Source organism: Pseudomonas sp. Irchel 3A5 (assembly GCF_900187575.1).
Taxonomy (GTDB): Bacteria; Pseudomonadota; Gammaproteobacteria; order Pseudomonadales; family Pseudomonadaceae; genus Aquipseudomonas; species Aquipseudomonas folii.
On the sequence record NZ_FYDU01000011.1, the window covers coordinates 187,559 to 212,503 of the forward strand.

General features: G+C 59.7%; 21 protein-coding genes. 15 read left to right on the forward strand and 6 right to left on the reverse strand.

Translation table 11 applies throughout. The features are described 5' to 3' along the window. Positions 1-116: 116 nt before the first annotated feature. A complete protein-coding gene (locus CKW31_RS19245; protein ID WP_095098566.1) occupies positions 117-1,031 on the forward strand; it encodes a DMT family transporter in 915 nt (304 codons plus the stop codon). A 31-nt stretch (positions 1,032-1,062) separates the two neighbouring features. Then, positions 1,063-1,932: an aldose 1-epimerase gene (locus CKW31_RS19250; protein WP_095098568.1), complete on the forward strand. Its 870-nt coding sequence runs from the start codon at positions 1,063-1,065 to the stop codon at positions 1,930-1,932. A 164-nt stretch (positions 1,933-2,096) separates the two neighbouring features. Here the strand turns inward: CKW31_RS19250 and CKW31_RS19255 are convergent, their stop codons facing one another. After that, positions 2,097-2,810: a cupin domain-containing protein gene (locus CKW31_RS19255; protein ID WP_095098570.1), complete on the reverse strand. Its 714-nt coding sequence runs from the start codon at positions 2,808-2,810 to the stop codon at positions 2,097-2,099. A 15-nt stretch (positions 2,811-2,825) separates the two neighbouring features. Further along, a complete protein-coding gene (locus CKW31_RS19260) occupies positions 2,826-3,689 on the reverse strand; it encodes a GNAT family N-acetyltransferase (RefSeq protein ID WP_095098573.1) in 864 nt (287 codons plus the stop codon). A gap of 207 nt (positions 3,690-3,896) precedes the next feature. On the opposite strand from CKW31_RS19260, the gene CKW31_RS19265 reads away from it, so the two are divergent. The 11 genes from CKW31_RS19265 to argE all read left to right on the forward strand — a co-directional run bounded on the left by CKW31_RS19265 (position 3,897) and on the right by argE (position 17,694). Beyond that, positions 3,897-5,369: an aldehyde dehydrogenase gene (locus CKW31_RS19265; protein WP_095098577.1), complete on the forward strand. Its 1,473-nt coding sequence runs from the start codon at positions 3,897-3,899 to the stop codon at positions 5,367-5,369. Positions 5,370-6,293: 924 nt separating this feature from the next. After that, the gene (locus CKW31_RS19270; protein WP_095098580.1) at positions 6,294-6,962 is read left to right on the forward strand and encodes a haloacid dehalogenase type II; all 669 of its coding nucleotides are present in this window, start codon (positions 6,294-6,296) and stop codon (positions 6,960-6,962) included. Positions 6,963-7,010: 48 nt separating this feature from the next. Then, positions 7,011-8,285 carry an FAD-binding oxidoreductase gene (locus CKW31_RS19275; protein ID WP_095098583.1) on the forward strand — a complete coding sequence of 425 codons (1,275 nt, stop codon included), beginning with the start codon at positions 7,011-7,013 and terminating at the stop codon, positions 8,283-8,285. Positions 8,286-8,379: 94 nt separating this feature from the next. After that, positions 8,380-10,017: an ABC transporter substrate-binding protein gene (locus CKW31_RS19280; RefSeq protein ID WP_095098586.1), complete on the forward strand. Its 1,638-nt coding sequence runs from the start codon at positions 8,380-8,382 to the stop codon at positions 10,015-10,017. A gap of 34 nt (positions 10,018-10,051) precedes the next feature. Continuing rightward, positions 10,052-11,008 (forward strand): ABC transporter permease, encoded by a 957-nt coding sequence (locus CKW31_RS19285; protein WP_095098589.1) that lies wholly within the window; start codon positions 10,052-10,054, stop codon positions 11,006-11,008. Next, entirely contained in the window at positions 11,005-11,880 is an 876-nt protein-coding gene (locus tag CKW31_RS19290) for an ABC transporter permease (RefSeq protein WP_095098592.1), read from the forward strand. The genes CKW31_RS19285 and CKW31_RS19290 overlap by 4 nt, the downstream gene beginning before the upstream one ends. Position 11,881: 1 nt before the next feature. Further along, positions 11,882-13,726: an ABC transporter ATP-binding protein gene (locus CKW31_RS19295; protein WP_095098595.1), complete on the forward strand. Its 1,845-nt coding sequence runs from the start codon at positions 11,882-11,884 to the stop codon at positions 13,724-13,726. Further along, the gene (locus CKW31_RS19300) at positions 13,723-14,031 is read left to right on the forward strand and encodes a (2Fe-2S)-binding protein (RefSeq protein ID WP_027901147.1); all 309 of its coding nucleotides are present in this window, start codon (positions 13,723-13,725) and stop codon (positions 14,029-14,031) included. Before CKW31_RS19295 ends, CKW31_RS19300 begins: the two co-directional genes overlap by 4 nt. Next, entirely contained in the window at positions 14,013-15,389 is a 1,377-nt protein-coding gene (locus tag CKW31_RS19305) for an NAD(P)/FAD-dependent oxidoreductase (RefSeq protein WP_095098598.1), read from the forward strand. Before CKW31_RS19300 ends, CKW31_RS19305 begins: the two co-directional genes overlap by 19 nt. Then, entirely contained in the window at positions 15,386-16,540 is a 1,155-nt protein-coding gene (locus tag CKW31_RS19310; RefSeq protein ID WP_095098601.1) for an FAD-binding oxidoreductase, read from the forward strand. Before CKW31_RS19305 ends, CKW31_RS19310 begins: the two co-directional genes overlap by 4 nt. Further along, positions 16,537-17,694 carry an acetylornithine deacetylase gene (gene argE, locus CKW31_RS19315; protein ID WP_095098604.1) on the forward strand — a complete coding sequence of 386 codons (1,158 nt, stop codon included), beginning with the start codon at positions 16,537-16,539 and terminating at the stop codon, positions 17,692-17,694. Before CKW31_RS19310 ends, argE begins: the two co-directional genes overlap by 4 nt. Positions 17,695-17,816: 122 nt before the next feature. Here argE and CKW31_RS19320 read toward each other — a convergent pair whose 3' ends face one another. The 4 genes from CKW31_RS19320 to CKW31_RS19335 form a co-directional block, all read right to left on the reverse strand. Continuing rightward, positions 17,817-18,743: a glyoxylate/hydroxypyruvate reductase A gene (locus CKW31_RS19320; RefSeq protein WP_095098607.1), complete on the reverse strand. Its 927-nt coding sequence runs from the start codon at positions 18,741-18,743 to the stop codon at positions 17,817-17,819. Positions 18,744-18,993: 250 nt separating this feature from the next. Then, complete coding sequence (gene aroA, locus CKW31_RS19325) at positions 18,994-20,256, reverse strand: 3-phosphoshikimate 1-carboxyvinyltransferase (RefSeq protein WP_095098610.1); 1,263 nt, start codon at positions 20,254-20,256, stop codon at positions 18,994-18,996. A gap of 52 nt (positions 20,257-20,308) precedes the next feature. Next, entirely contained in the window at positions 20,309-21,262 is a 954-nt protein-coding gene (locus tag CKW31_RS19330) for a GGDEF domain-containing protein (RefSeq protein ID WP_095098613.1), read from the reverse strand. Between the two features lie 3 nt (positions 21,263-21,265). Beyond that, positions 21,266-22,264 (reverse strand): response regulator, encoded by a 999-nt coding sequence (locus CKW31_RS19335; protein ID WP_095098616.1) that lies wholly within the window; start codon positions 22,262-22,264, stop codon positions 21,266-21,268. Between the two features lie 489 nt (positions 22,265-22,753). On the opposite strand from CKW31_RS19335, the gene CKW31_RS19340 reads away from it, so the two are divergent. Beyond that, positions 22,754-24,277, forward strand: coding sequence for a sensor histidine kinase (locus tag CKW31_RS19340; RefSeq protein ID WP_095098619.1), 1,524 nt, complete (start codon positions 22,754-22,756; stop codon positions 24,275-24,277). Continuing rightward, entirely contained in the window at positions 24,267-24,920 is a 654-nt protein-coding gene (locus CKW31_RS19345) for a response regulator transcription factor (RefSeq protein WP_095098622.1), read from the forward strand. The genes CKW31_RS19340 and CKW31_RS19345 overlap by 11 nt, the downstream gene beginning before the upstream one ends. Positions 24,921-24,945 lie beyond the last annotated feature (25 nt).

The window sequence follows — 24,945 nt, forward strand, 5'->3', positions numbered from 1 at the left end:
CTTGCCCGCGAATGGATCACTGCGGTATTGCAGACATACCGAGTTATCGTTCTTCGCGGGCAAGCCACGCTCCAACAGGCTACTGCTACGCCCCCAGCCAAGGAGGCTGGTTGCTCATGTCTGCTCCTGCTTTGTTTCCCCGCCACATCGCTGTAGTGCTCCTCGCCCTTCTCGCCTGTGCTTTCGCAGGCAACCACATTGCCGCGCGTATCGCCTTCGACCATGACACCGGCCTGTTGCTGGCGATTCTGTGTCGCTCGGGCGTGACCTTGCTGGTCCTGACCGGTCTGGTGCTCTGGCAGCGGGAACGTCCAAACCTGACCGCTCGAACCTGGCGCTGGCAATTGCTGCTGGGCCTGCTTATCGCCGCACAAAGTTTTTGCATCTACTCGGCTGTTGCCCGTATTCCGGTAGCGCTGGCGTTGCTGATCGCCAACGTTGCCCCCATCCTGCTGGCCTTGCTCACCTGGGCTTTGGGCGGTGCGAAGCCGACTGGCCGTGCCGCCCTGCTGATGGGTTTTATTCTGATCGGTCTGGTCTTCGCACTGGACGTACCAGAGCGCCTGTCCAGCCAACACAGCACCGAAGCTCAATGGCTTGAAGGGATCGCCTTTGGCTTCGGCGCAGCGGGTGTTTTCGCCTGCGCGCTGTGGATCACCGACCATAAACTCTCGTCCCTGCGCGGCACCGTGCGCAGCATGCTGACCATGTTGATCGTATTCAGCGCCGCTGCGTTGGCGGGTTTCAGCGGCGTGCTGCCGGGCGGTGTTTCATTGCCGTCTTCCTCCACCGGCTGGACTGCTCTGGCCTGCTTGGTCACGCTTTATGGCGTGGGATTTTCCCTGTTGTTCATTTGCGTAAACCGTCTGGACATGGCCCGCAACGCACCGGTGATGAACATCGAGCCGGTGGCGAGTCTGTTGTTTGGCTGGTTAATTCTTGATCAGTTGCTCAGCGGCGGCCAGATCATTGGCGGTCTGATTGTGGTCACCGGCATTGTGCTGCTGACCTGGCGTCGCAAAGCGGCTTGAGCCTTTATTTGTACACACACGGCGGATCATCATGCACCCGGCAATCCTGACCCTTGAAGATGGCATCACCCGACTGACACTCGCCCCGCAAACCGGCGGCAGCATCGTTAACTGGAATGTGATTGCCAGTGGTCAGCCGCTGCTGCGCCCCAGCAACGACGACGCCCTGAGCGCCGGAACTGCACGCAAACTGGCCTGCTATCCGCTGGCGCCCTGGTCAAACCGGATCAGCGACGGGGGTTTTGAAAGCCCTGATGGCTGGTTCGCGCTTGAACCCAACAGCGCCAACGATGCGTTGCCGATTCACGGCAGCGCCTGGCAGCAACCATGGGAGGTGATCGAGCAGAGCCCGCAACATGCCTGCCTGCAATTGAATAGCAGCATCCCTTTCGCTTATCGCGCGCAACTGCGTTTCAGCCTGCAGGACGGCACGCTGAGCATCACGCTGCAGGTGACCCACCTGGACTCGCGGGCCGCCTGGCACGGGCTGGGCTTGCATCCTTATCTGCCACGCACTGCCAAAACCCGGTTACAGGCCAAGGCTTCGCAGGTCTGGCTGACGGATGAAGACGGGCTGCCCACTCAATTGGAAAACATACCGGCCGAGTGGGACTTCAATTCGCTGAACAGCCTGCCACAAACCCGACTCGATAACGGTTTTACCGAATGGGATGGCAATGGCCTGATCAGCCAGCCGGACTTGGGTTATGAGCTTGAATGCCGGGCCACCGGGAGTGAAGTCTTTCTGGTGTTCTGCCCGCCGGGGCTGGATTTTTTCTGCTTTGAGCCTGTTAGCCATCCGGTAAATGCTCACCACTTGCCGGGACATCCGGGGTTGCGGTTGTTACGGCAGGGGGAGTCGGCAGAGCTGGGGTTCAGCCTGAGTTACCGGGCGTTGTAACAACTTCAGGCGGATAGCAAATCCCTGTGGGAGCAGGGCTTGCCCGCGATAAGGACATCTCATTATCCGAGACCGAGTCACTCTTATCGCGGGCAAGCACCGCTCCCACAAATGAATGCATTCCAAATCCGGTATTCGTGTGGCTATGAGATGAGAGCCAAGAATCAAACCACCACATAGTACTTGCGCACATACACATCGCTCTGCCACGCGCAGCTCGCGCCTTGCGGGACGAAAACGGTGTCGCCGGTCTTGACGGTCAGTACTGTGCCGTCTGCGCCAGTGAGCATGACCTGACCTTCAATCAAGTGCATCAACTCATGGACTTTGTGCGGTCGGCCACCGCGGGCATAAGGCGTCGAATCCCAGACGCCGATGCGCAAAGAGCTGTTCGGGTCTTCATAGGCGTTGTGTGAACGGCACTGCGGTGTCGGGCCAATCAGGATGCTGGCCTCGGGGGCTGCCGACGGTGCAAGCGCAACGCGCTTGTCGATCCAGGTCAGCGCCGGTTGTGTCGACGGCTTGCTGCCACTAAGTGCGCAAAAAGCCCAAAGACTCCCCTCTGCTGCATCAATCTGACAGGCGACGCCCTGCTCCACGACCACGCTCTCACCAGGTCCGGCTTCGAGGGTTTCACCCTTACTGCGCAAGGCGACACGGCCACGGTGGACCACCAGCATTTCCGTGAATGGATACGCGTCACTGCTGCGCACACCACTGGCACTGACCACACCGGCACTCACGCCATCATCACCGACATAAGCAATCTCACGCACGTCAGAGAACGGATCGCCCGCGCTCAAGGCACCGTGATTGAAAGAGGTATCAATTTGACTGCCGTCAGCGCGGACCAACAGCAAAGCTTTTAGCTGTGACATTAAAAAATCTCCGGATTAGCCAACGGCTTGGGTGACGAGGGCGAACTGTGCGACGCCCGCAGTGGCCTGCGGTGCCTCGCCTTTGGCCATTTGCGTAACGCTGTCGACGGCTTTCAGACCGGCGTGATCCAGCCAGTCCGCCAGGCCGCTGTCAGTCGGGATGTCTATGCGCACAAACGAATACGGCACTCGCGACAGCAACTGACTGATCAGATATTTGGCCTGTTCCATGTTCTGGGCAATCACCGGGCCGATGCACAGGCCGCGACCAAACGGACGCAACAAAGCGAACGCCTGCAACTGCCCATTGCGCTCGATAGCTGCCGAGTGCTCGACGCTCGGCAGCAGGTCCTTGAGCACTTGCGTGCGATCCAGCCCGCTGCCTGCGTTGGCCAACTCGAAGAGGCGCGGGTAATCCGCTTCGCTCACTGAGCGGCAGCTTTCGCTGAACGCCAGCGAGGGCGCTGGTGGTGCTTCGGCCGGCGCCTGCCCCTGACGTTGTTCGACGCTGCCGAAATCCACAAACCCCAAACTCGCATAAAGCGGCGCTCCGGCCAGGGTCGCATTGAGAATGGCGGTGCGAGGGGTGGCTGCCTCAATGGCCAGATTCATCAGTTGCCGACCGATCCCCTTGCCCTGATATTCATCGCTGACGATCACCAGGCCAATGGTTGAAAATCCCCCCTGATGGCAAGTGAATGCACTGCCGATCACGCGCCCTTTATCTTCGGCCACGAAGCCCTGACTGACGCGCTGCAGCATCGCCCAGTCTTCGCGACGATGCGGCCATTTCAACTGGACGGAAAGTTGGTGCGCTGCGTCAACATCGTCGACGGTCATCGGGCGATACGAGTAGGAAGAACGTTGCGAGTCGGCCATGAAAAGCTCTCCGGTCAAAGGGGCAATAACGCCTGTATCCCATCTGTCCACCGCTCATGGCAAGAGGCTCGCAACGATTCGGCAGATTGCGCAAAACGCGCTGCCGTTTACCACAGTAACTGCTTAAAACGACACAAAGGTCGGCAGCAAATGCTTGCTGTTTTTTCCTAGGATGGACACCTCGCTTTTTATCGGCTGGAGTCCTTCATGGATAGCTTCGATCCTCGTCAAATTGCTGTTCGCAGCGCGCACTTCATCGGCGGTCGTTATCGCGATGCCCATTCAGGCATGGACGTATTGCGCCCCTCCGATGGGCAGGTCTATGCCGGACTGCCGATTGCTGACGCCGACATGGTGGACGAAGCGGTCAGCAATGCCTGGCAGGCATTCAAGCACAGTGACTGGGCCAGCCGCCCGCCTCGCGAGCGAGCCCGGGTCATGCGGCGCTGGGCCGATTTGATTGAAGCTGACGGCGCGACTCTTGGTCCGCTGGAAGCGGTCGGTTCGACCCGGCCACATAAAGATGTGCTGGCCTGGGACATTCCTTATGTCGCCGAAGGGATTCGCTTTTTCGCCGAGCTGGCGGACAAGCATGGCGGTGAAGTAGCGGCGACCCAAAGCGACCGCCTGGGCATGCAGATCGCAGAGCCCTACGGGGTGATTGCAGCGATTGCACCGTGGAATTTCCCGCTGAGCATGGGCCACTGGAAAGTCGCCCCGGCCCTGGCAGCCGGTAACGCCGTGGTACTCAAACCTTCGGAACTGACGCCATTTTCCAGCCTGCGCTTTGCCGAACTGGCGGTGCAGGCTGGCCTGCCAGCCGGGATGTTCAACGTGATACAGGGTGACGGCCGGACAACGGGCGACGCGCTGTGTCGTCATCCGCGCATCTCGAAAGTGACCTTTACCGGTTCCACGGCGACGGGCTCCAGCATCATGTCCACCTGCGCGCTGGTGGGCCCCAAACCCGTGACGCTGGAGTTGGGCGGTAAAAGTCCGCAATTGGTGTTCGCTGATATTCCTGACCTGGCCAAGACGGCTCGTACTGTCGCTCTGGCCATTACCGGTAATGCGGGACAGGTTTGTGTTTCGGGATCGCGGCTATTGATCGAACGCTCGATCATGGAGCCGTTCATTGAGCATCTTCAGGGCTACTTCGCTTCTTTGCTCCCCGGCCCGACCTGGTCACCAGACGCTACGCTGCCGCCGATCATTTCCCACCTGCAGGGCAGCCGCATCGACAACATCGTCCAGCGTGCGCGTCAGGCGGGTGCGGAAGTGCTGGCCGGTGGCGGGCTGTTCGAAGGCATGGGCGGCGCCTATTACCAGCCGACATTGCTGACCGCAGTGGACAGCCACAGCCCGGCAGTCTGCGAAGAAATTTTCGGCCCGGTGCTGACCATTCAGGCATTCGACACCGAAGAGCAAGCCCTGCAACTGGCCGAACACGACATCTATGGTTTGTGTGCGGGCGTGCACACGGCTGACCTGAATCGCGCACTGCGACTGATTCGCAAGCTGGAAGTCGGCACGGTATGGGTGAATCGCTACGGGCGCAGCAACGACTACATCCTGCCGACTGGCGGCTATAAACGCTCCGGCATTGGCAAGGACCTGGGACGTGAGGCGTTTGAAGCCAATCTGCGGTTTAAAAGCGTGTTGATCGATATCGCGCAGTAATAGCAGAAAAACACGGAATCAAAGCGGCAAGCCTGAACACCGCGCTGCAACGGTAGGAGCGAACTTGTTCGCGAGACATCTCGCCTCACACCGCCTCGCCTGACACACCGCCTCCTACCTTGAAAGCGGCAAGCCTGGAACACCGCGTCGCAACGGTAGGAGCGAACTTGTTCGCGAGACATCCCCCCTGACACACCGCCTCGCCAACAAGTTGTCTCCTACCTTGAAAGCGACAAGCCTGAACACCGCGTCGCAACGGTAGGAGAGAACTTGTTCGCGAGACATCGCCTGACACACCGCCTCGCCAACACGTTGCCTCCTACCTTGAAAGCGACAGGCCTGAACACCGCGCTGCAACGGTAGGAGCGAACTTGTTCGCGAGACATCCCGCCTGACACACCGCCTCGCCAACAAGTTGCCTCCTACCTTGAAAGCGGCAAGCCTGAAACACCGCGTCGCAACGGTAGGAGCGAACTTGTTCGCGAGACATCGCCTGACACACCGCCTCGCCAACACGTTGCCTCCTACCTTGAAAGCGGCAAGCCTGAAACACCGCGTCGCAACGGTAGGAGCGAACTTGTTCGCGAGACATCCCGCCTGACACACCGCCTCACGAGCAGACTCGGCTCCCAGTGGATCTACGCAGTTTGTGCTGCGCCGCAAGCGCGTTTGCTCTGCCTCAGTACCAAAAATCCCCATAAAGACGCATAAACACGAGGCCCGCCCAAGGCTGGAGCGCTCCGCAAAGTGTGCTGAGGGTGCCCCCTAAAACGGCGTTTTCTATCAACTAGCCGACGCTTTTAACGTCATCTGCTGATTTCACAGTGTTGTAATGAAGGTGTGGTGCTGCGTTGCATCACGCGCTTCAAACCTGAAGCACAGGCAGACCTCGCCTCGACTTAACGAACCTCAGGACCGCACTCAATGAGCTTTCTTCGACCAAAATTCATTACGTTCGATTGCTACGGCACGTTGACCAACTTCCACATGGGCACCATGACTCGCGAGCTCTTCGCTGACCGTGTTCCCGCCGAACGGATGGATGAGTTCGTCAAGGATTTCTCCGCCTATCGCCTGGACCAGGTCATGGGCGACTGGGTGCCTTACGACGAGATCATCAAGACTGCACTGGAGCGCACTTGCAAACGCTGGGGTATCGAATACCGCCAGGAAGGCCAAATCTACTACGACGCCGTTCCAACCTGGGGTCCGCACGCTGATGTACCCGCAGGCCTGGCGAAAATCGCCGACAAGATCCCCCTGGTAATTTTCTCCAACGCCAGCGACAGCCAGATCATGTCCAACGTCAACATGCTCGGCGCGCCGTTCCACAAAGTATTCACCGCTGAACAGGCCCAGGCCTACAAGCCTCGCCTTCGTGCGTTCGAGTTCATGCTCGACAACCTCGGTTGCGGCCCGCAAGACGTACTGCACGTTTCATCCAGCTTCCGTTACGACCTGTTCCCGGCCCATGACATGAAGATCAAGAACCGCGCGTTCGTTGCCCGAGGCCATGATGTGCCTGCCAACGAGTCCTACGGCTACCACACCCTCAAGGACATCGGCGGTTTGCCTGCGCTGGTCGGTCTGTAATCTTCATCACCCACGGTTTCCGGCAACACCACAGGTAAGGACAGCGACATGCGAAGTGAATCCTACTGGCTTGATACCGCACCGGCTTTTACCGGGGCACAGACCGGCGCGGTGCAAGGCCAGGTGGACGTCGCCATTGTCGGGGGCGGTTTCACCGGCCTGTCGGCGGCGCGCGCCCTGGCGATGAAGGGTGCCAGTGTGGTGGTGCTGGAGGCTGACCGAGTGATCGGCGAAGCGTCCGGCCGCAACGGCGGACAGTGCAATACCGGCGTAGCGCAGGATTACTCGGCGCTGACAGCGAGCCTTGGCGCCGACCAGGCCCGCGCGTATTACCTGGCGTATGAAAGCGCGGTGAAGAGTGTCGTCACCTTGGTCGAGCAGGAGCAGATTGCCTGTGACATGACGCGTAACGGCAAGCTGAAGCTGGCTGCCAAACCCATGCATTTCGACAGTATGGCCCGCACCTGCGAGCTGATTCGTCGCGAAGTGGACGCGGATGTCGAACTGCTGTCTGCCCAAGAGACACGCGCCGAGGTGGACTCTGCCGAATTCCACGGCGGTCTGCTGCAGCGCAACGGTGTGCAGATGCATGTCGGGCGATTTGGCGTCGGGCTGGCCGAGGCTGCCGTGCGTCACGGCGCGCAGGTATTTCAGGGTGCCGCCGTCAAGAACTGGAAAGCCAACGCTTCAGGCTATCTGCTTAATACCGCCAAAGGTTCTATTCAGGCCAGGCAGATCCTGCTGGCGACCGGTGCTTGCCAGCATGGCGGCCCAGGCTGGTATCGGCGGCGCATCGTGCCGGTAGGGAGTTTCGTGATTGCCACCGAGGTGCTGCCTCAGGCTTTGATCGATCGATTGCTGCCACAGCATCGCGCCTACGTAACCAGCCGCATGATCGGCAATTACTTCCGCCTGACGCCGGATAACCGCTTGCTGTTCGGCGGCCGGGCCCGCTTCGCCATGTCCAATGCCACCTCTGACGCGAAAAGCGGCAAGGTGCTGCAAGCCGCCATGGTGCAGATGTTCCCGCAACTGGCAAACGTCAAAGTGGATTACTGCTGGGGCGGTCTGGTGGACATGACCTCCGACCGTTTGCCGCGCGCGGGTGAACATGACGGTGTTTTTTACTCCATGGGCTACAGCGGCCACGGCGTACAGATGTCCGTCCACATGGGCCAGGTCATGGCCGACGTCATGGATGGCAATCCGCAAGCCAACCCGTGGCGCGAGCTGGATTGGCCAGCCGTCCCCGGGCATTTCGGCACCCCGTGGTTTCTGCCGTTGGTGGGCGCGTGGTACCGCTTTCAGGATGCCCGGCATTAGATTTTTTGCTTAACCGTCGTTGTGTGCGTTTCAAGGACGCTCCGGTCAACCGTGGGCAACTCATGCATTCCCTTAATCGACAGGTAGAACTGATATGGCTGACAACAAAGACGATTTCCCATTGATCTCAGGCCAGGACAGCCTGCGCGTATTCGAAGGGCTCAATCGCGGTCTTTCACGTCGTGATGCATTACGTATGCTGGGCGTTGCCGGCGTCGTCGCCAGCGGTGCGACGAGTCTGTTCGGTGCTGCGGGCAAAGTCTTCGCCGACGAAGCGGCAGCGCCAGGCAAGGGCAAACCCGGCGGGCGTATTCGTGTAGCAGGCATGTCCAGTTCTACCGCTGACACCCTCGATCCCGCCAAAGGCGCACTGTCCACTGACTATGTTCGCCACTTCATGTTCTACAACGGCCTGACTCGCTTCGACTCACATCTGGTACCGCAGATGGAACTGGCCGAGCGCATCGAAAGCAGCGACGCCACCCTGTGGACCGTCACCCTGCGCAAAGACGTGACGTTCCACAACGGCAAACCCCTGACCCCGGCTGACGTGGTGTTCTCATTGAACCGCCACAAAGACCCGCTGACCGGTTCCAAAGTCATGCCGTTGATGGCTCAGGTCAGCGAAGTCAAAGCCACTGGCGCAAACGAAGTACAGATCCGCCTCAGCGCCGCCAACGCCGAACTGCCGTCGATTCTGGCGGTGTCGCACCTGTTGATCGTTCCGGAAGGCACCACCGACTTCAATCAGGGCATCGGCACCGGACCGTTCAAGGTCAAGGAATTCAAGCCGGGCGTGCGTTCGATCAGCGTGCGTAACCCGAACTACTGGAAGCCGGGCCTGCCGTATCTGGACGAAATCGAATTCATCGCCATTGGCGACGAGCCTTCGCGGGTCAACGCGCTACTGTCCGGCGACGTCCATCTGATCAACGAGGTCAACCCACGCTCCACCGCACGTATTGCCGCGAGCGCCAAGCACAGCGTGTTCGATGCACCGTCGGGCAACTACACCGACCTGATCATCCGTCAGGACCAAATGCCGGGACAAAACCCGGACTTCACTCTGGCCATGAAGTACCTGCTGGATCGAGAGCAGGTCAAATCGGCGGTGTTCCGGGGTTACGCCCGCGTGGGTAACGACACACCGATCTCCCCAGGCTCACGCTACTTCAATGCTGATCTGCCGCAGCGTATGTATGACCCGGAAAAAGCCCGTTTCCACCTGAAAAAAGCCGGTATGGAAAAAATTACGATGGCCGTGGCCGCCTCCCCTGCTGCCACTGGCTCTGTGGACATTGCGGTATTGCTGCAACAATCCGCCAAGGAAGCAGGCCTGACCCTCAACGTCAACCGCTTGCCCAGCGATGGCTACTGGTCCAACCACTGGATGAAGCACCCGCTGAGCTTCGGCAACATCAACCCGCGGCCTAACGCTGACGTGATCTTCTCGCAGTTCTTCCAGTCCTCGGCTCCATGGAACGAATCGGCCTGGAAGAACGACCAGTTCGATCAGTTGCTGATGCTGGCACGCGGCGAAACCGATGAAGCCAAGCGCACCAAGATGTATGGCGACATGCAAACCTTGGTTCACGACCATTGTGGGATCGGCATACCGGTGTTCATCAGCAACATCGACGGTGTCGACAAGCGCATCAAAGGCTATGGCAGCAACCCGCTCGGCGGCTTCATGGGCTACATGTTCAGCGAGCAGATCTGGCTGGACGCTTGATTGCGGGTAGCTTTTCTTTTGCCGGAGCAATGCCATGAATAGCAACACACTTTGGTTGATCGGCAGACGCTTCGGCGCTGCGATCCTGACCCTGCTGATCGTTTCCATGGTGGTCTTCGCCATTACGGCGGTGCTACCCGGCGACGCGGCTCAAGCAGCCCTCGGGCAATTCGCGACGCCTGAACAGGTCGCGGCATTGCGGATAAAAATGGGCCTGGATCAGCCGGGTGTGGTGCGCTACCTGAGCTGGTTGATGAACCTGCTCAGTGGCAATTTTGGCGAGTCAGCGTCCAACGCCATGTCGGTTGCCGAACTGGTCGGCGGGCGCTTCCCCAATACCTTGATGCTGGCCGGGGCCACTGCGCTGGTGTCCGTGCCGGTCGCGCTGGTGCTGGGTATCGGTTCGGCCATGGGCCGTGGCGGGCGTCTGGACAGCGCGCTGAGTTTCATCACCCTGGCGCTGGTTGCCGTTCCGGAGTTCCTGGTGGCAACCCTCGCGGTGCTGATCTTCGCGGTTAACCTGGGCTGGCTGTCGGCCTTGTCCTATGCCAGTGATACCCACTCCCCTCTGGAATTCATCCGCACCTATGCGCTGCCGGTAATGACCCTGTGCTGCGTGATCGTCGCGCAAATGGCGCGCATGACCCGCGCGGCCGTCATCGATCAACTGGACAGCCCTTACGTGGAGATGGCCCGCCTGAAAGGCGTCAGCCCCGTCCGCGTCGTGTTGCGCCATGCTTTGCCCAATGCCATCGGCCCCATCGCCAACGCCATCGCGTTGAGCCTGTCGTACTTGCTCGGTGGTGTGGTCATTGTCGAGACCATCTTCAACTATCCCGGTGTCGCCAGTTTGATGGTCGACGCCGTGACTAACCGGGACATGGCCCTGGTGCAAGCCTGCACCATGTTGTTCTGCTCGGCGTATCTGGGCCTGGTGCTGATAGCCGACCTGTGCGCAATCCTCTCCAACCCGAGGCTGAGAACCCAATGAATAACCTCATTGTAAAATCGACGCCATCCTCTCCTGATCTGTCAGTAGGCAAGGTCGCTCACAGCACATCCTGGCTGGGGCTGGCAGGTGCGTTCGTGTGCATCTTCTGGTTGCTGGTGGCGCTGTTCGGGGTATGGCTGGCCCCCCATCCAGTCGGTGAAGTGGTGTCCAGCAACGTCTTCGACAGCATCAGTGGCACCTACCCCTTCGGCACCGACTATCTGGGCCGCGACATGCTCAGCCGGGTGTTGGCCGGGTCGCGTTTCACTGTCGGCCTGGCGCTGATTTCCGCAGTGCTGGCGAGCGGTCTGGGCACCAGCCTGGCGCTGCTCGCGGTGGTGGTGCCGAAATGGCTGGATGAAGTGATCAGCCGCTTGATGGACGCCTTCATTTCGATTCCCAGCAAGATGCTGGCGCTGATCATGGTCTCTGCGTTTGGTTCATCGGTCATGTTGCTGATCACCACGGCGGTGCTGAGCTTTGCGCCCGGCGCATTCCGTATCGCCCGCAGTCTGGCGGTCAACATCGAGGCGCTGGAGTACGTGCAGGTCGCTCGCACCCGCGGCGAGCGCCGCTTGTACATCGCCTGCGTGGAAATCCTGCCGAACATGCTCAACCCGGTCCTGACCGATCTGGGCCTGCGCTTCGGCTTCATTGTATTGCTGCTCAGCGGCATGAGTTTTCTCGGCCTTGGCGTTCAACCGCCCGACGCCGACCTCGGCTCGCTGGTCCGGGAAAACATCGGCGGCCTCAATCAAGGCGCGCCCGCCATCGTGATTCCGGCGCTGGCCATCGGCACGCTGACGATCGGTGTGAATCTGTTCATCGACAGGCTCTCGTCGCGGCGCAGCCGACGTTCCGGAGGGCATTGATATGAGCCAATTGATCAAGGTCCAGGACCTGCGGGTGGTCGCCAGCGCAGACAGCGGCGACATCGAGATTGTCAAAGGCGTGAGCTTCGCCCTGGAAAAAGGTGAAGTGCTGGCGCTGATCGGCGAGTCCGGATCAGGCAAAACCACGATCGCGCTGGCCTTGCTCGGCTATGCCCGACGCGGCTGCCGCCTGGCCAGTGGCACGGTGCAGATCGCCGAGCACAACATGCTCGAATTGCCCGAAAGCACCCTGCAAGGACTGCGCGGCAACCGGGTTTCGTACATTGCACAAAGCGCAGCTGCAGCGTTCAATCCGGCGAAAAGACTGATCGACCAAGTGATCGAAGGTGCGTTGATTCATGGTCTGGGCCAGCGCGCAGAACTGGAAGCCAAGGCCATAGGGCTGTTTCGAGACCTGTCTTTGCCCAACCCTGAACACATTGGTCAGCGCTTCCCGCACCAGGTCTCCGGCGGCCAATTGCAACGGGTCATGGCAGCGATGGCGCTGATCAGCGATCCATTGCTGGTAATTCTCGATGAACCTACTACAGCGCTGGACGTGACGACGCAGATCGACGTGCTGCGCGCATTCAAACGCGTCGTGCGCGAGCGCGGTGCCACGGCGGTCTACGTGTCTCATGACTTGGCCGTGGTGGCGCAAATGGCCGATCAGATTGTGGTGCTTAAGGGCGGCCAGATTGTTGAGCAAAGCGACACGACAGCCTTGCTCAAAAGCCCGGAGCATCCGTACACCCGAAGCTTGCTTGCGGCAGCCCGACCTGACGCGACACTGCGCCCGGCCAGCGAGGTCGCGCAGAATGTACCGTTGCTGACAATCACCGAAATGTCGGCCGGTTACGGCAACAAAGACCTGCACGGCATGCCGATGATTCGCGTGCTGGAAGACATTGATCTGACCATTCATCGGGGTCAGGCGATTGGCGTAATCGGTGAGTCAGGCTCGGGTAAGTCCACCCTGGCTCGGGTCGTGGCCGGGCTGCTTGATCCAGCGCGCGGCATTTTGAGATTCGACGGGCAGCCGCTCTCAGGCGATCTGGCCGGGCGTACCGACGATCAGTTCCGGCGCATTCAAATGGTGTTCCAGAATGCCGACACCGCGCTCAATCCGATGCACAGCATCAGCACTATTCTCGGTCGGCCGTTGAAGATGTACTTCAACCTGAAAGGTGCAGCCTTGCGCCAGCGCGTCGATGAATTGCTTGACCTGGTGCGCCTGCCCCGTGACATGGCTGAACGACGTCCAAGTGAACTGTCCGGCGGACAAAAGCAGCGGGTCAATCTGGCCCGGGCACTGGCCGCCAAACCGGACCTGATCCTCTGCGATGAGGTGACGTCGGCACTGGACACTGTGGTCGGTGCAGCGATTCTCGAATTGCTGGGCGACTTGCGCCGAGAGCTGGGTGTCTCCTACCTGTTCATCAGCCATGACATCTCCACAGTACGTGCCTTGTGCGACGACATCGTGGTGATGTACAGCGGTCACAAGGTCGAAGAAGGCAGCCGCGAATCCTTCAGCCAGACACCGTTTCATCCCTACACCGACTTGCTGGTGCATTCGGTGCCCGAGCTGCGTCAGGGCTGGCTGGAAACCTGTGGCACGACCACCTGCGGTACGTTGCCGCCCATCAGTGCGCCGACCAACACGCGAGAACTGTGTACCTTCTTGAACCGCTGCCCGCAACGCGTCGAAGGCTTGTGCAACCGCACCGCACCTGGCCGCCGCGAGATCACGGGTGGCAGCCAGGTGCTCTGCCATCTGGACAGCAGCGAGCTACGGCAACATCAACAGGAACTGGAAAACATGACCGTGGGAGCCTACGCATGAACGGGCGTTTTGTAAGGCTGGGCGAGCGCGACCGAACCACCGTAAACCTGGTGGTGGACGGCGCACCGATTGAAGCGTTGCAGGGCGACACCTTGATGGTCGCGCTGCTGACCCAGGGCGTCTCGCTGCGCCAGTCGGAGTTCGATCCGGGCCGTCGCGCAGGGTTCTGTCTGATGGGTGCGTGTCAGGACTGTTGGGTCTGGACCCGTTCCGGCGAGCGTTTGCGCGCCTGCTCCAGCGAAGCCCGTGAAGGCCTGGATATTGTCACCACACAACCGGAGGCGACATGGCCACTCCACGGTTAGTCATAGTAGGGGCCGGGCCAGCCGGTACGCGTTGCGCCCAAACGCTGCTCGCCGCCGGGATCAAGCCGATCCTGATCGATGAAAATCGCCGCGATGGCGGGCAGATCTATCGTCGTCAGCCTGAAGGTTTCAAGCGCGATTACGCGGCACTGTATGGCACCGAGGCGGACAAGGCGTGTGATCTGCACCAGAGTTTTGATCGCCTGCGCGAACATATCGATTACCGTCCCGATACGCTGGTCTGGAACCTCAGCCAGGGTCAACTGTGCTGCGTCCATCAGGGCCAGCATTCAGTGCTCAACTACGACGCGCTGATTCTCTGCACCGGTGCCACTGACCGGCTGATGCCCATCAACGGCTGGCAACTGGCCGGGACTTACAGCCTCGGCGGCGCGCAGATTGCCCTCAAGGCGCAATCCGTCTCCATCGGCCACAAAGTCGTGTTCATGGGCAGCGGTCCCTTGCTGTATCTGGTCGCCAGCCAGTACGTGAAGGCCGGAGCAGACGTCGCTGCGGTGTTGGACACCTCGCCGCTGAGCAAGCGGATCATGGCCACGCCCAAATTGCTGGCGCGCCCCGGCGTGCTGCTCGAAGGCATGAAACTGATCGCACGCTTGCGCAGCGCCAAGGTGCCGGTGCACCTGGGTATCGAGCCCTTACAGGTACTGGGCGATGCTCAAACCGGTGTCAGTGGCGTGCGTTTCAAAGACGGCAAAGGCAACCCGCAACAGCTGGATTGCGATGCCGTGGCGCTGGGTTATCACCTGCGACCGGAAACTCAACTGGCCGACCTGGCCGGATGTCGCCTGCGCTTCGACGAGGTTTCCAGCCAGTGGTTGCTGGAGGTCGATGAGGTTGGCCGCACGTCCGTGAGTGGTGTTTATGCTGCAGGCGACGGGGCAAAAATTCGTGGCGCGGACGCTGCCGAACAAGCCGGACGTCTGGCTGCACTGGCTGTACTACAGGACCTGAAACTGCCGGTAGATGTCGCCGTGATGCAAACGCAAACGCGCCAGCTGGCCGTCATGGATCGCTTCCGGGTCGGGCTCGCCGAAGCCTTTCCGTGGCCGTCGGCACAAGCCAGGGCGCTGCCTGACGAAGCGATTGTCTGCCGCTGCGAAATGATCAGTGCGGGCGAACTGCGCGGCGTCGTCCGGGAAAAAGGCGCTTGTGAAGTCAACCGTGCCAAAGCCTTCAGTCGGGTCGGCATGGGCCGCTGCCAGGGGCGTTATTGCTCCCAGGCCGGGGCAGAAGTAATCGCCGCCGAAGCGGGTGTTGCCGTGGAGCTGGTCGGCCGCCAGCGCGGCCAGGCACCGATCAAGCCGTTGTCGATGCTTACTGATGAGGTCGTGTCATGAAACAGCAAAAATCCGATGTACTGATTGTCGGCGGCGGCTTCATGGGCTCGGCCACGGCGTTCTTCCTGCGCCAGCGTGGCCAGTCGGTGACTCTGCTGGAGCGCGACATGATTGGCCAGTACGCCAGCGGCGTTAACTTCGGCAACGTGCGGCGTCAGGGCCGCTTCCTCGGTCAACTGGAATTGGCTAATCGCTCCCGTGCGCTGTGGGGCCGCCTGCCGGAGCTGATTGGTGAAGACCTGGAGTTCTTGCCCAGCGGCCACATGCGCATCTGCTATCGCGAGGATGAAATCGCTGAGCTGGAGGCCTATGCCGCAGCACCCGAGGCCCGTGAGCTGGATCTGCGTATCTACAGTGGCCGCGAACTGCATCAGCGCTTTCCGTTTCTCGGGCCTGTGGTCAAAGGGGGGTCTTACGCCCCGCACGATGGTCACGCCAATCCACGTCTGGCTGCGCCCGCTTTTGCCCGCGCAGCGATCCGGGCCGGTGCGCGCATTGAAGAACGTACCGAAGTCACCGAGGTGCAGAAAGTCGGCAACCAGTTTGAAGTCACCACCGGCGACGGTCGCGTGTTCAGCGCCGATCAGTTGCTGATCACCGCGGGCGCCTGGGGACAAAAGCTGTCCACTCAGTTCGGCGAGCCGGTGCCACTGGACACCTTCGGTCCGCAAATGGCGGTGACCGAACCGGTACCCTACGCCCTGCCGACAGTCATCGGCGTTTACACCAAAATCGCCGAAGAGGTGATCTACTTCCGGCAGATTCCACGCGGCAACATCATCATTGGCGGCGGCTTTCGCAGCAAACCGGACATGATCAACAAACGGGCCGTGGTCGAACCACGCAGCACCATCAATCAATTGCAGCAGATGCGGCGCTTACTGCCCGGTGTCGCCAACCTGAATATCATTCGGGTGTGGAGCGGCATCGAAGGCTATCTGCCGGACTCACTGCCCGTCATGGGCCAAAGCGGCACTGTCGACGGCCTGTTTTACGCGTTCGGCTTCTGCGGCCACGGCTTTCAGCTCGGCCCCGGTGTGGGAGATGTGATGGCCGAATTGCTCAGCACCGGCAGCACCAGCACCTCGATTGCGCCTTTCGATATCCGCCGCTTCGCCAGTGCCACCAACCAACAGAGCAAAGCCTCATGAAACCGCGTGTACGGGAAATACTTAACCGTCTCCTGGCGTTCGATACCGTATCGTCCGAATCGAACATGGCGCTCATTGAATACGTGCGGGATTTACTGGCGACCAAGGGCGTAGAGGCGCTGATCGTCAAGGATGAAACAGGCCACAAGGCCAATCTGTTCGCCAGTACCGGGCCCAAAGACCAGCCGGGCATACTGCTTTCAGGCCATACAGACGTAGTGCCGGTCGCGGGCCAGGCCTGGACTTTACCGCCGTTCCAGGCCACCGAGCGGGACGGTCGGATTTACGGGCGTGGCAGTTGCGACATGAAGGGCTTTATCGCTCTGGCCATTGATTGCATGCTCGATGCCGCCGACCTGAACCTGACCCGTCCGCTACAACTGGCGTTGTCCCACGACGAAGAAATCGGCTGCGTGGGTGTACGACGCCTGCTGGACGTGTTGCATCTGGCGCCACAGCGGCCGTTTCTGTGCATCGTCGGCGAACCGACCAACATGCAGTTCGCGCTAGGCCACAAAGGTAAAAGCTCATTCCGGACCTTCTGTCGCGGTCAGGAAGCGCACTCGTCTCTAGCACCGCTGGCGGTCAACGCGATTCATCTGGCCAGCGATTTCATTGCCTCGTTGCGCCTCAGCCAAAAGCAGCTGCAACAACATGGCGCACAGGATGCTGAGTACGACATTCCCTACAGCACGGTGCATGTCGGCCGCATCGACGGCGGCAAGGCGCTGAACATCGTGCCGAATCTTTGCACGCTGGATTTTGAGCTGCGCAATCTCAATGCGGATGATCCAGAACTGTTTCTCGACCAGTTACGCGAACAGGCTGAAGCCATCGTTCGTGAAGCACGCAAGGTCTCGGCAGTGGCGGCCATCGAGATCGAAACCTTGAACGAATACCCCGGTCTGGATACCCATCCCAGCGTCGAAGCCGTGCGAATGCTGCAAGCGTTCGCGCCGGCTGGCACCTCCCACGTCAAGGTGTCCTACGGCACGGAAGGCGGTCTGTTCGCTCAACGCCTGAACGTGCCAGTGGTGGTGTGCGGGCCAGGCTCTATCGAACAGGCACACAAGCCGGACGAGTTTATCGAGGTGAGCCAAATGATTGCCGGACAGAAGTTTCTAGGCGGTTTGCTGGGCTCGTTGGTGCGCTGATTGATCAACCTGGGACCTGTAGGAGCTCACCGAGTTTACGAGGCCAGCGATAGCGTTCTGTCTGACACACCGCCATCGCTGGCCTCGTAAACTCGGTGAGCTCCTACAGATGTCTATGGCTGCTAATACCCCTGCCCGCGATCCACCTGGCCCAGCATCGGCTCGCCTCGCTCGAAGCGGCGGATGTTTTCCAGCAGGCCGGGGAAGGCGCTGTCTGGCTGGGTCATGGCGGCGATGTGCGGCGTGAGCAGTATCTGCGGGTGACGCCAGAATGGATGCGCCGGGTCAGCAGGTTCCTGTTGCAACACATCCAGCACTGCAGCGCTGATCTGTCCGCTGTCCAGAGCGTGCAACAAGTCCTGCTCAATCAGATGTCCGCCCCGTCCCATGTTCACCAGCGCAGCACCTTTAGGTAATTGCTCGAACAACTCACGATTCAGGATGCCCGTGGTCTGTTCAGTCAACGGCAGTACGCACACCAGAATGTCGCACTGCCCCAGAAATGCGGGCAACTGTGCACTGCCCGCATAACACGTAACGCCGTCGACCTGATGCTCACTGCGCGCCCAACCGGATAACTCGAAGCCGAAATTCTGCAGACTGGCGAGAATCTGCTGCGCTTGTAACCCCAGGCCCATGACACCGACTCGACGTTTGTTGGCTGGCACCAGACGATGCGCCTGCCAGTGGCTTTCAACCTGTTGCTGTCGATAACGCACCATGTCCCGATGCAGGCTCAACACCGCGAAGCACGCGTACTCGCACATCCCCCGACCAATCCCCGGGTCCAGCAAACGTACCACCGGCAACGTCTCGGGAAGGCGGCTCAGATCCAGTTGATCGACCCCCGCCGACAAGGCAAACACCACCTGCAAGTTCGGCAGCAGGGTTTGCAGATCATCCGGGGCCAGCCAGGCGGCCAGGTAAGTGATGTCCTGCGGATCGCCAATGTCCGGCCAGGCTCGCCACTCGATATCCGGGGCATGTTCGGCAAACAGTGCTTTCCACTGTTCGCCCCGTGCGGGATCAGCTTTGTAGAGCAGCGCCATGAATGAGTCCTGAACATGAAGGGGCCATTCATGATGCCTGAGATGCAAAGCAGCATTGGCTGAAAGCGCCGAGGCAACGGCGTAGCGTGCTGTTTATGGAAGATGGCGCGACAGATTCAAGCGAACTGAATGACCTGTAGGAGCTCACGAGCAACGCGAGGCAGCGATGGCGGTGTGTCAGACAAATCGCTATCGCTGCCTCGCGTTACTCGTGAGCTCCTACAGGAAAAGCATTTCGAGTCAAATAACCTTAATCCTGCCGCTGAACCTTGACCCCCAACGACTGCAACGCATCCCAGTAACCTGGGTAGGTCTTGCCGACGCAATCCGGGTCCTGAATTCTGATGCCGGCGATTTTCAGTCCGGCGAGGGCAAAGCACATGGCGATGCGGTGATCCGCGTGGGTGTCGATCAATGCATCCACAGTGCGACCTGCCAATTGAGGATCGGCATGGACGATCAGGTCGTCACCCTCTTCCACCGCCAGCCCCGGCGCAATGGCACACAGACCCTGGGACAACGCGGAAATACGGTCACATTCCTTGACCCGCAGATTCGCGATGCCAACAAAGCGCACCGGCTGATTATTGAAAGCGGCGAGTACCGCCAGTGTCGGAATTGCGTCCTGCATTTGCGAACCGTCGATCACGGACGGCATGTTCGGGAACCGCTCGATCAACTGGCTGGCCAAGGCATCAGGCTGAGTGAAGTCTTCGGTGGCCACGCCGAGATCAATAGCGCCGCCGGTAATTGCCTGCGCCGCCCACAAGTAAGTCGCTGCCGAAGCATCCGGCTCGATATGAAAATCTGTTGCCTTGTAGCCAGTAGCCAGGACTTTCCAGGCGGTGTCGCTGATCGCTTCGACTTCAGCACCAAAGGCTTTCATCGCGGCCAGTGTCAGATCGACATAACCGCGCGCGCCGATATCACTGCCGGTCAGCGCCACTTCAATCGGACCTTTGCCACACGCGCCCGCCATCAACAGTGCCGAGACGTATTGGCTCGAGAGGTTGCCGTCGATTTCGATACGCCCCGCCGCCAGCCCGCCCTGCCCTTTGATGGCCACCGGTGGGCAGCCCGTCGGCGAGCTGACCTCGACGCCCATGCGCTGCAAGGCATCAACCAGCGGACCGATGGGACGTTTGCGCATGTATTCGTCGCCATCAACGACAAATTCACCGTCAAAGTTAGCCAGCGCCGCGGTCAGAAAACGCGTTGCCGTACCTGCGTTGCCCAGAAACAGCGCTTGCCCGGGCGCATGCCACTGGCCGCTGCTGGTGACCACAAAGGTGCTGTCGTCCGGCTCATCAACCTGCACGCCCATGAGGCGCAAGGCTTCTGACATCACTCGCGTGTCATCACTCTTGAGCGCACCGCTCAAGCGACTGGTGCCTTTGGCCAGGCCAGCCAGCAAGAGCGCGCGATTGGTAATGGATTTCGAGCCCGGCGGGCTCACGCGCCCGATCAATGGCTGGTCTACAGGGGTTACGGTGAGTGTGGATTGTGGTCGCATGATGTCCGTGATCGTCGCCGGAAAAACATCGATGCTACCAGCAATCGGCGCCTTATTCGTCCACCGAAGCCTGATTGCGACCGTTTTTCTTCGCCTGATGAAGTGCCTGGTCGGCCCATGTAATGACAGTGCTGTACTCAGTGGTCGGCCTGGAGAGGTCGGCAACACCCAGGCTGATCGTGCACTTGATTGCGTGCCCTTCGTAATTCACGGTCTCAGCCTCGACCGCCAGACGCAGCCGCTCACAGAACACTGCCGCACCGGCCTTGTTGGTATCCGGCATCAGCACAGCGAACTCTTCGCCGCCATAACGCCCGGCGATATCCGCATTACGTATATGGCTGCGCAAGACCTCGGCGACACGCTGAATCACTTTATCGCCGGCCTGGTGGCCATGCGTGTCATTGATCCGCTTGAGATGGTCGATATCACAAATCACCAGCGAGGACACCGCGCCGTATCGGCTATGGCGGGCGTATTCGAGCTTGAGCAGCTCTTCCCAGTGACCACGGTTGTAGAGGCCAGTGAGGCGGTCGGTGCTGGAAAGTTTCTGCAGTTCGCTGTTGGCCGTCTGCAACAGATGCCGGTTACTGGCGACGTCTGTCACGTCGTAGATCACCAGGCAGATATGGGTAATCTCACTGGTGGTCGAGCGCAGCGGGAACATCGTGGTGTTCTGGTACATGAAGTCTTCCCGGCCAGTGATTGGCTGGTAGTTCTTGAACCGCACCAGATAAGGCCGCTGCTCCCAGATGGTGAACGCAGGCGTGCCCAGGGTGATCACGTTGTCGACTTTTTTGCTGAACCACATCGGGTTAAGTTCAGGGAACAACTTGAAGATCGACTGCCCGGCCGCGTCATATGGCACCACGCCGGAGCGGTTTTCCATGAACGTATTCCAGACCTGGACGCGGTAGTCGCGGTCGAGCACTACGATCCCCACGTCGATGTTCTGGGTGACCGTCAGTAACCAATGAAGCTCTTTGATATCGATCTGATTACTCATGGGTCAGCTCATCAAGTACGCAAGTTTTTTAGTCAGACGGTCTACCGAATCTTCGGTGAACAGCATGAGCAAATCGAAGTTGATGCTATGCCCTTCTACGCTGTAGCTGATCTCCACGGCCAAGGTCTTCTGCCAGCGGGTCTGGTTGATCCGGATCAGATCGTCAATCCCGCCCTGAGAACCGAGCATTTGCGGGTGCCCTTGGGAGAACTCCACGTCGATCTGCTCGGCAATACCGCTCAGGCAGGCACCGATGAGGATCGTGGACAGATCGAGGAGCATTTCCTCGTCGGTGTAATCCGCCGAGTCGCGATGCATCAGCGAGCCCATGTCGGCGATGTCCGAGTCATGGAAGATCAACAACGCTTCGCCCGCGATGCCGCCACCGATGTACCCCTGGCAGATAGCGGTCAGTCGTTCACTGGTGTGTGCGTCAGCCAATGCCATGTGCAGCTCACCCACCTCGAACATGTTGACGGTGGGAACCGGCAACTGCACGAACACGCCCAGCACCTTGGCCAGCAATGCTGCGGCCCGGCCCATGGCAACGTTGATGGTTTCGCGGAAGGCGTCCTGAAAGCTGATGACCGCGCCGGTCATGGCGGGCGCAATAGTCGGCACGGGGGCAGGCTCGCCCAGCAAGCCCAATCGGGCCAGGGTATTTTTCAGTTCATCCGGATCAGCCGGCTTTTTGATAAATGCCAGCGCACCCAATTCCATGACGCGGCGCACCGCCTCGTCCTGCACGTCACCGGAAACGACGATGATTTTGGCATCGAGATTCTCTTGGCGAATCGCCGCCAAGGTCTCATAGCCATCCATGACCGGCATGGTCAAATCCAGCAGCATGACCTGGCCCAGTCCACGGCGCACCGCGTCAAGGCCTTCGAGCCCATTGGTCGCCTGCGTGACCGACACGCCCCACTCGGCAGGTAAAGCCCTGAGCAATTGCTTGCGGGCCATGTTCGAGTCGTCGCAAATCACCAAGGGAATCATCGGCATTGCATTGTTTCTCACTGCAAAAGAGTTCTGGCGCAAGTATCAGCGGGCTTCATTTCACTCGCGAGAAAAGTGAACCTTATTGAACACTTCCTTATTAAACAATCACTTGGATCATTTAATCGGCGCCCAATAATACGTTCACTCGCTCACGCAACATTACAGACACTGTGTTATCCGTGCTCATGTATTCATACATCGGCAGTGGATGATAAATCTGCAATTAACCGGCCATAGAAACAGCCCCTTGAAAGTTTGACGACTTGAGCGCCCGCGGGGCCTGCAACGCCTCATGACTGCCCGCCAAAGCACAAGCAAAAGCACAAGCGTTCCAAAAATAACCATTCTGACTATAGGTTGAAACAACCGCGCCGCTTAAAATTCGTCTCACACCGGCACGCGGTCCTGATTATTTTTACCGCTGCGCCCATTCAAGGATCAGAGCTGTCCAGTGCGGTTGTCGGCCAGCATTCAAGGGCATGAAGCGTCCATATGAATACACCCGCTACGTTGTCTGCCGGGCACGGTGCGCCTCTCGACACCCGCGCCTCATCTTTGCTGCTTCGCCTGGGCGCTGTCGCCATTACCACTGCGGTGTTCATCGTCGATACGGTGACTTCGCTGGACGTTGCGGTGGCGGTGCTCTATGTCACGGTCATTCTGTTGTCGGTGAACATCTTCAGTCGCCATGGTTTGACCATCGTCGCCTTGAGCTGCCTGTTTCTGACGATCATTTCCTTTTTGCTGACCCACGGCCAGGACGCCGAGTTACCCGCCGTGGCCCGTTGCCTGGTGAGCATCGCTGCGATCGGGATTACCACCGTGCTGGCGCGCAGCAACAAAGCGGTCAATGACCGGTTGCAGGAGCAGATTTGCCTGCTCGCCGAGGCGCACCAGGCACTGCGTCGCAACGAAGCCTTTCTGATCGATGCCCAACGCCTGAGCCAGACCGGCAGCGTCGGCTTTCGGGTGCCAGATCTGGAGATGCACTGGTCGGAAGAAACCCAAAGGATCTTCGAGTACGAAACGGGTGCTCACGCATCCATGGACCGGGTCCTGCAAAGAACCCACCCCGATGACCTGGTAATCGTGCTGGATTCCATTGCTCAGGCACGAAAACTGACCCCAGACCTGAGCGTCGAGCATCGTCTGCTGATGCCTGACGGACGTATCAAGCATCTGCACATGCTCGCGCACCTGACCTACGATCAGGACGGCAGCTGCGAATACGTCGGGGCCTTGATGGACGTGACCGCGTCCAGGCAGGCCGAAGAAGCGCTGCATCGCTCGCAGGCCGAGCTGGCCCATGTCACCCGCGTCACCACCCTCGGCGAACTGGCCGCATCGATCGCCCATGAGGTAAATCAACCTCTGGCGGCGGTCATGACCAACGCCGAAGCGTCGCTGCGCTGGCTCAATCGCAAAGAACCGGACATCACCGAAGCCGCGCAGGCACTGGAGCGCATTCTCAGTGAAACCTTCAGGGCCAGTGAAGTGATCCGGCGGATTCGTGCATTGTCGCGCAAAGCCGACCCGCAACGAGCCCCCGTTGATCTGCAGGAAATCATTGAGGACTCAGTGAGTCTGGTCGCTCGGGAAATTCAACGGGCACGGGTCGAAGTGATCCTGGACATCGACCGGGATGCACCCAGGGTCATGGGGGACCGCATTCAGTTGCAGCAAGTCCTGATCAATCTGTTGATCAACGGCATACAGGCCATGGGCGGCAATCAGGGCTCCCTGCGCAAGATGAACGTGCGCTTGCACCATGAGCCGCAAAACGAACTGGTGGTGGAGGTACGCGACAGCGGACCGGGTATTCAGCCGGACGACATGGGACGCCTGTTCAATGCGTTTTTCACTACAAAACCTGAAGGCATGGGAATGGGATTGTCTATCTGCCGCTCGATCATCGAAGCGCACGGTGGCCGGATCTGGGCCCAGAACCAGCCAGGCGAAGGAGCGGCGCTGCTTTTCGCCCTCCCCCGAGAAACAGAGACAATTCATGAACGATGATCATCCGATGAACCTCAGCGCTGCCAAAATCAGCCACGATCCGATCGTGTTCATCGTTGATGACGACGCAGCCCTGCGCGATGCGTTGAGCAGCCTGCTGCGCTCCATCGGCCTGCGGGTCGAGACCTTCCCTTCCGTGGCCGACTTCACTCTGTTTCAGCGGCCCGATGTACCCAGCTGCCTGATACTCGACGTTCGCCTGCAAGGCACCAGCGGCCTGGATTTCCAGAACGAATTGGTGCGCGCCAACGTCAATCTGCCCATCGTGTTCATGACCGGCCACGGCGACATTGCCATGACGGTCCGCGCCATGAAGGCCGGTGCAGTGGACTTCCTTGCCAAGCCGTTCCGTGAGCAGGACTTGCTGGACGCGGTGACAGCGGCGCTGGAAAAAGACAAAAGCGGTCGGCAGGCCAACAAGAACGCCCATGAAATACGCACCCGCTTCGAAAGCCTGACCCCACGCGAGAAAGAAATCATGGCCCTGGCGGCTTCTGGCCTGATGAACAAGCAGATTGCCGGTGAAATCGGCCTGAGCGAAATAACCGTCAAAATCCACCGTGGGCATGCCATGAAGAAAATGAATGCCAAGTCATTTGCGGAGCTGGTGCGCATGGCCGAGACGCTGGAATTGGGGAAGTGATCTGCAGATGGGTGCCCATCAAACA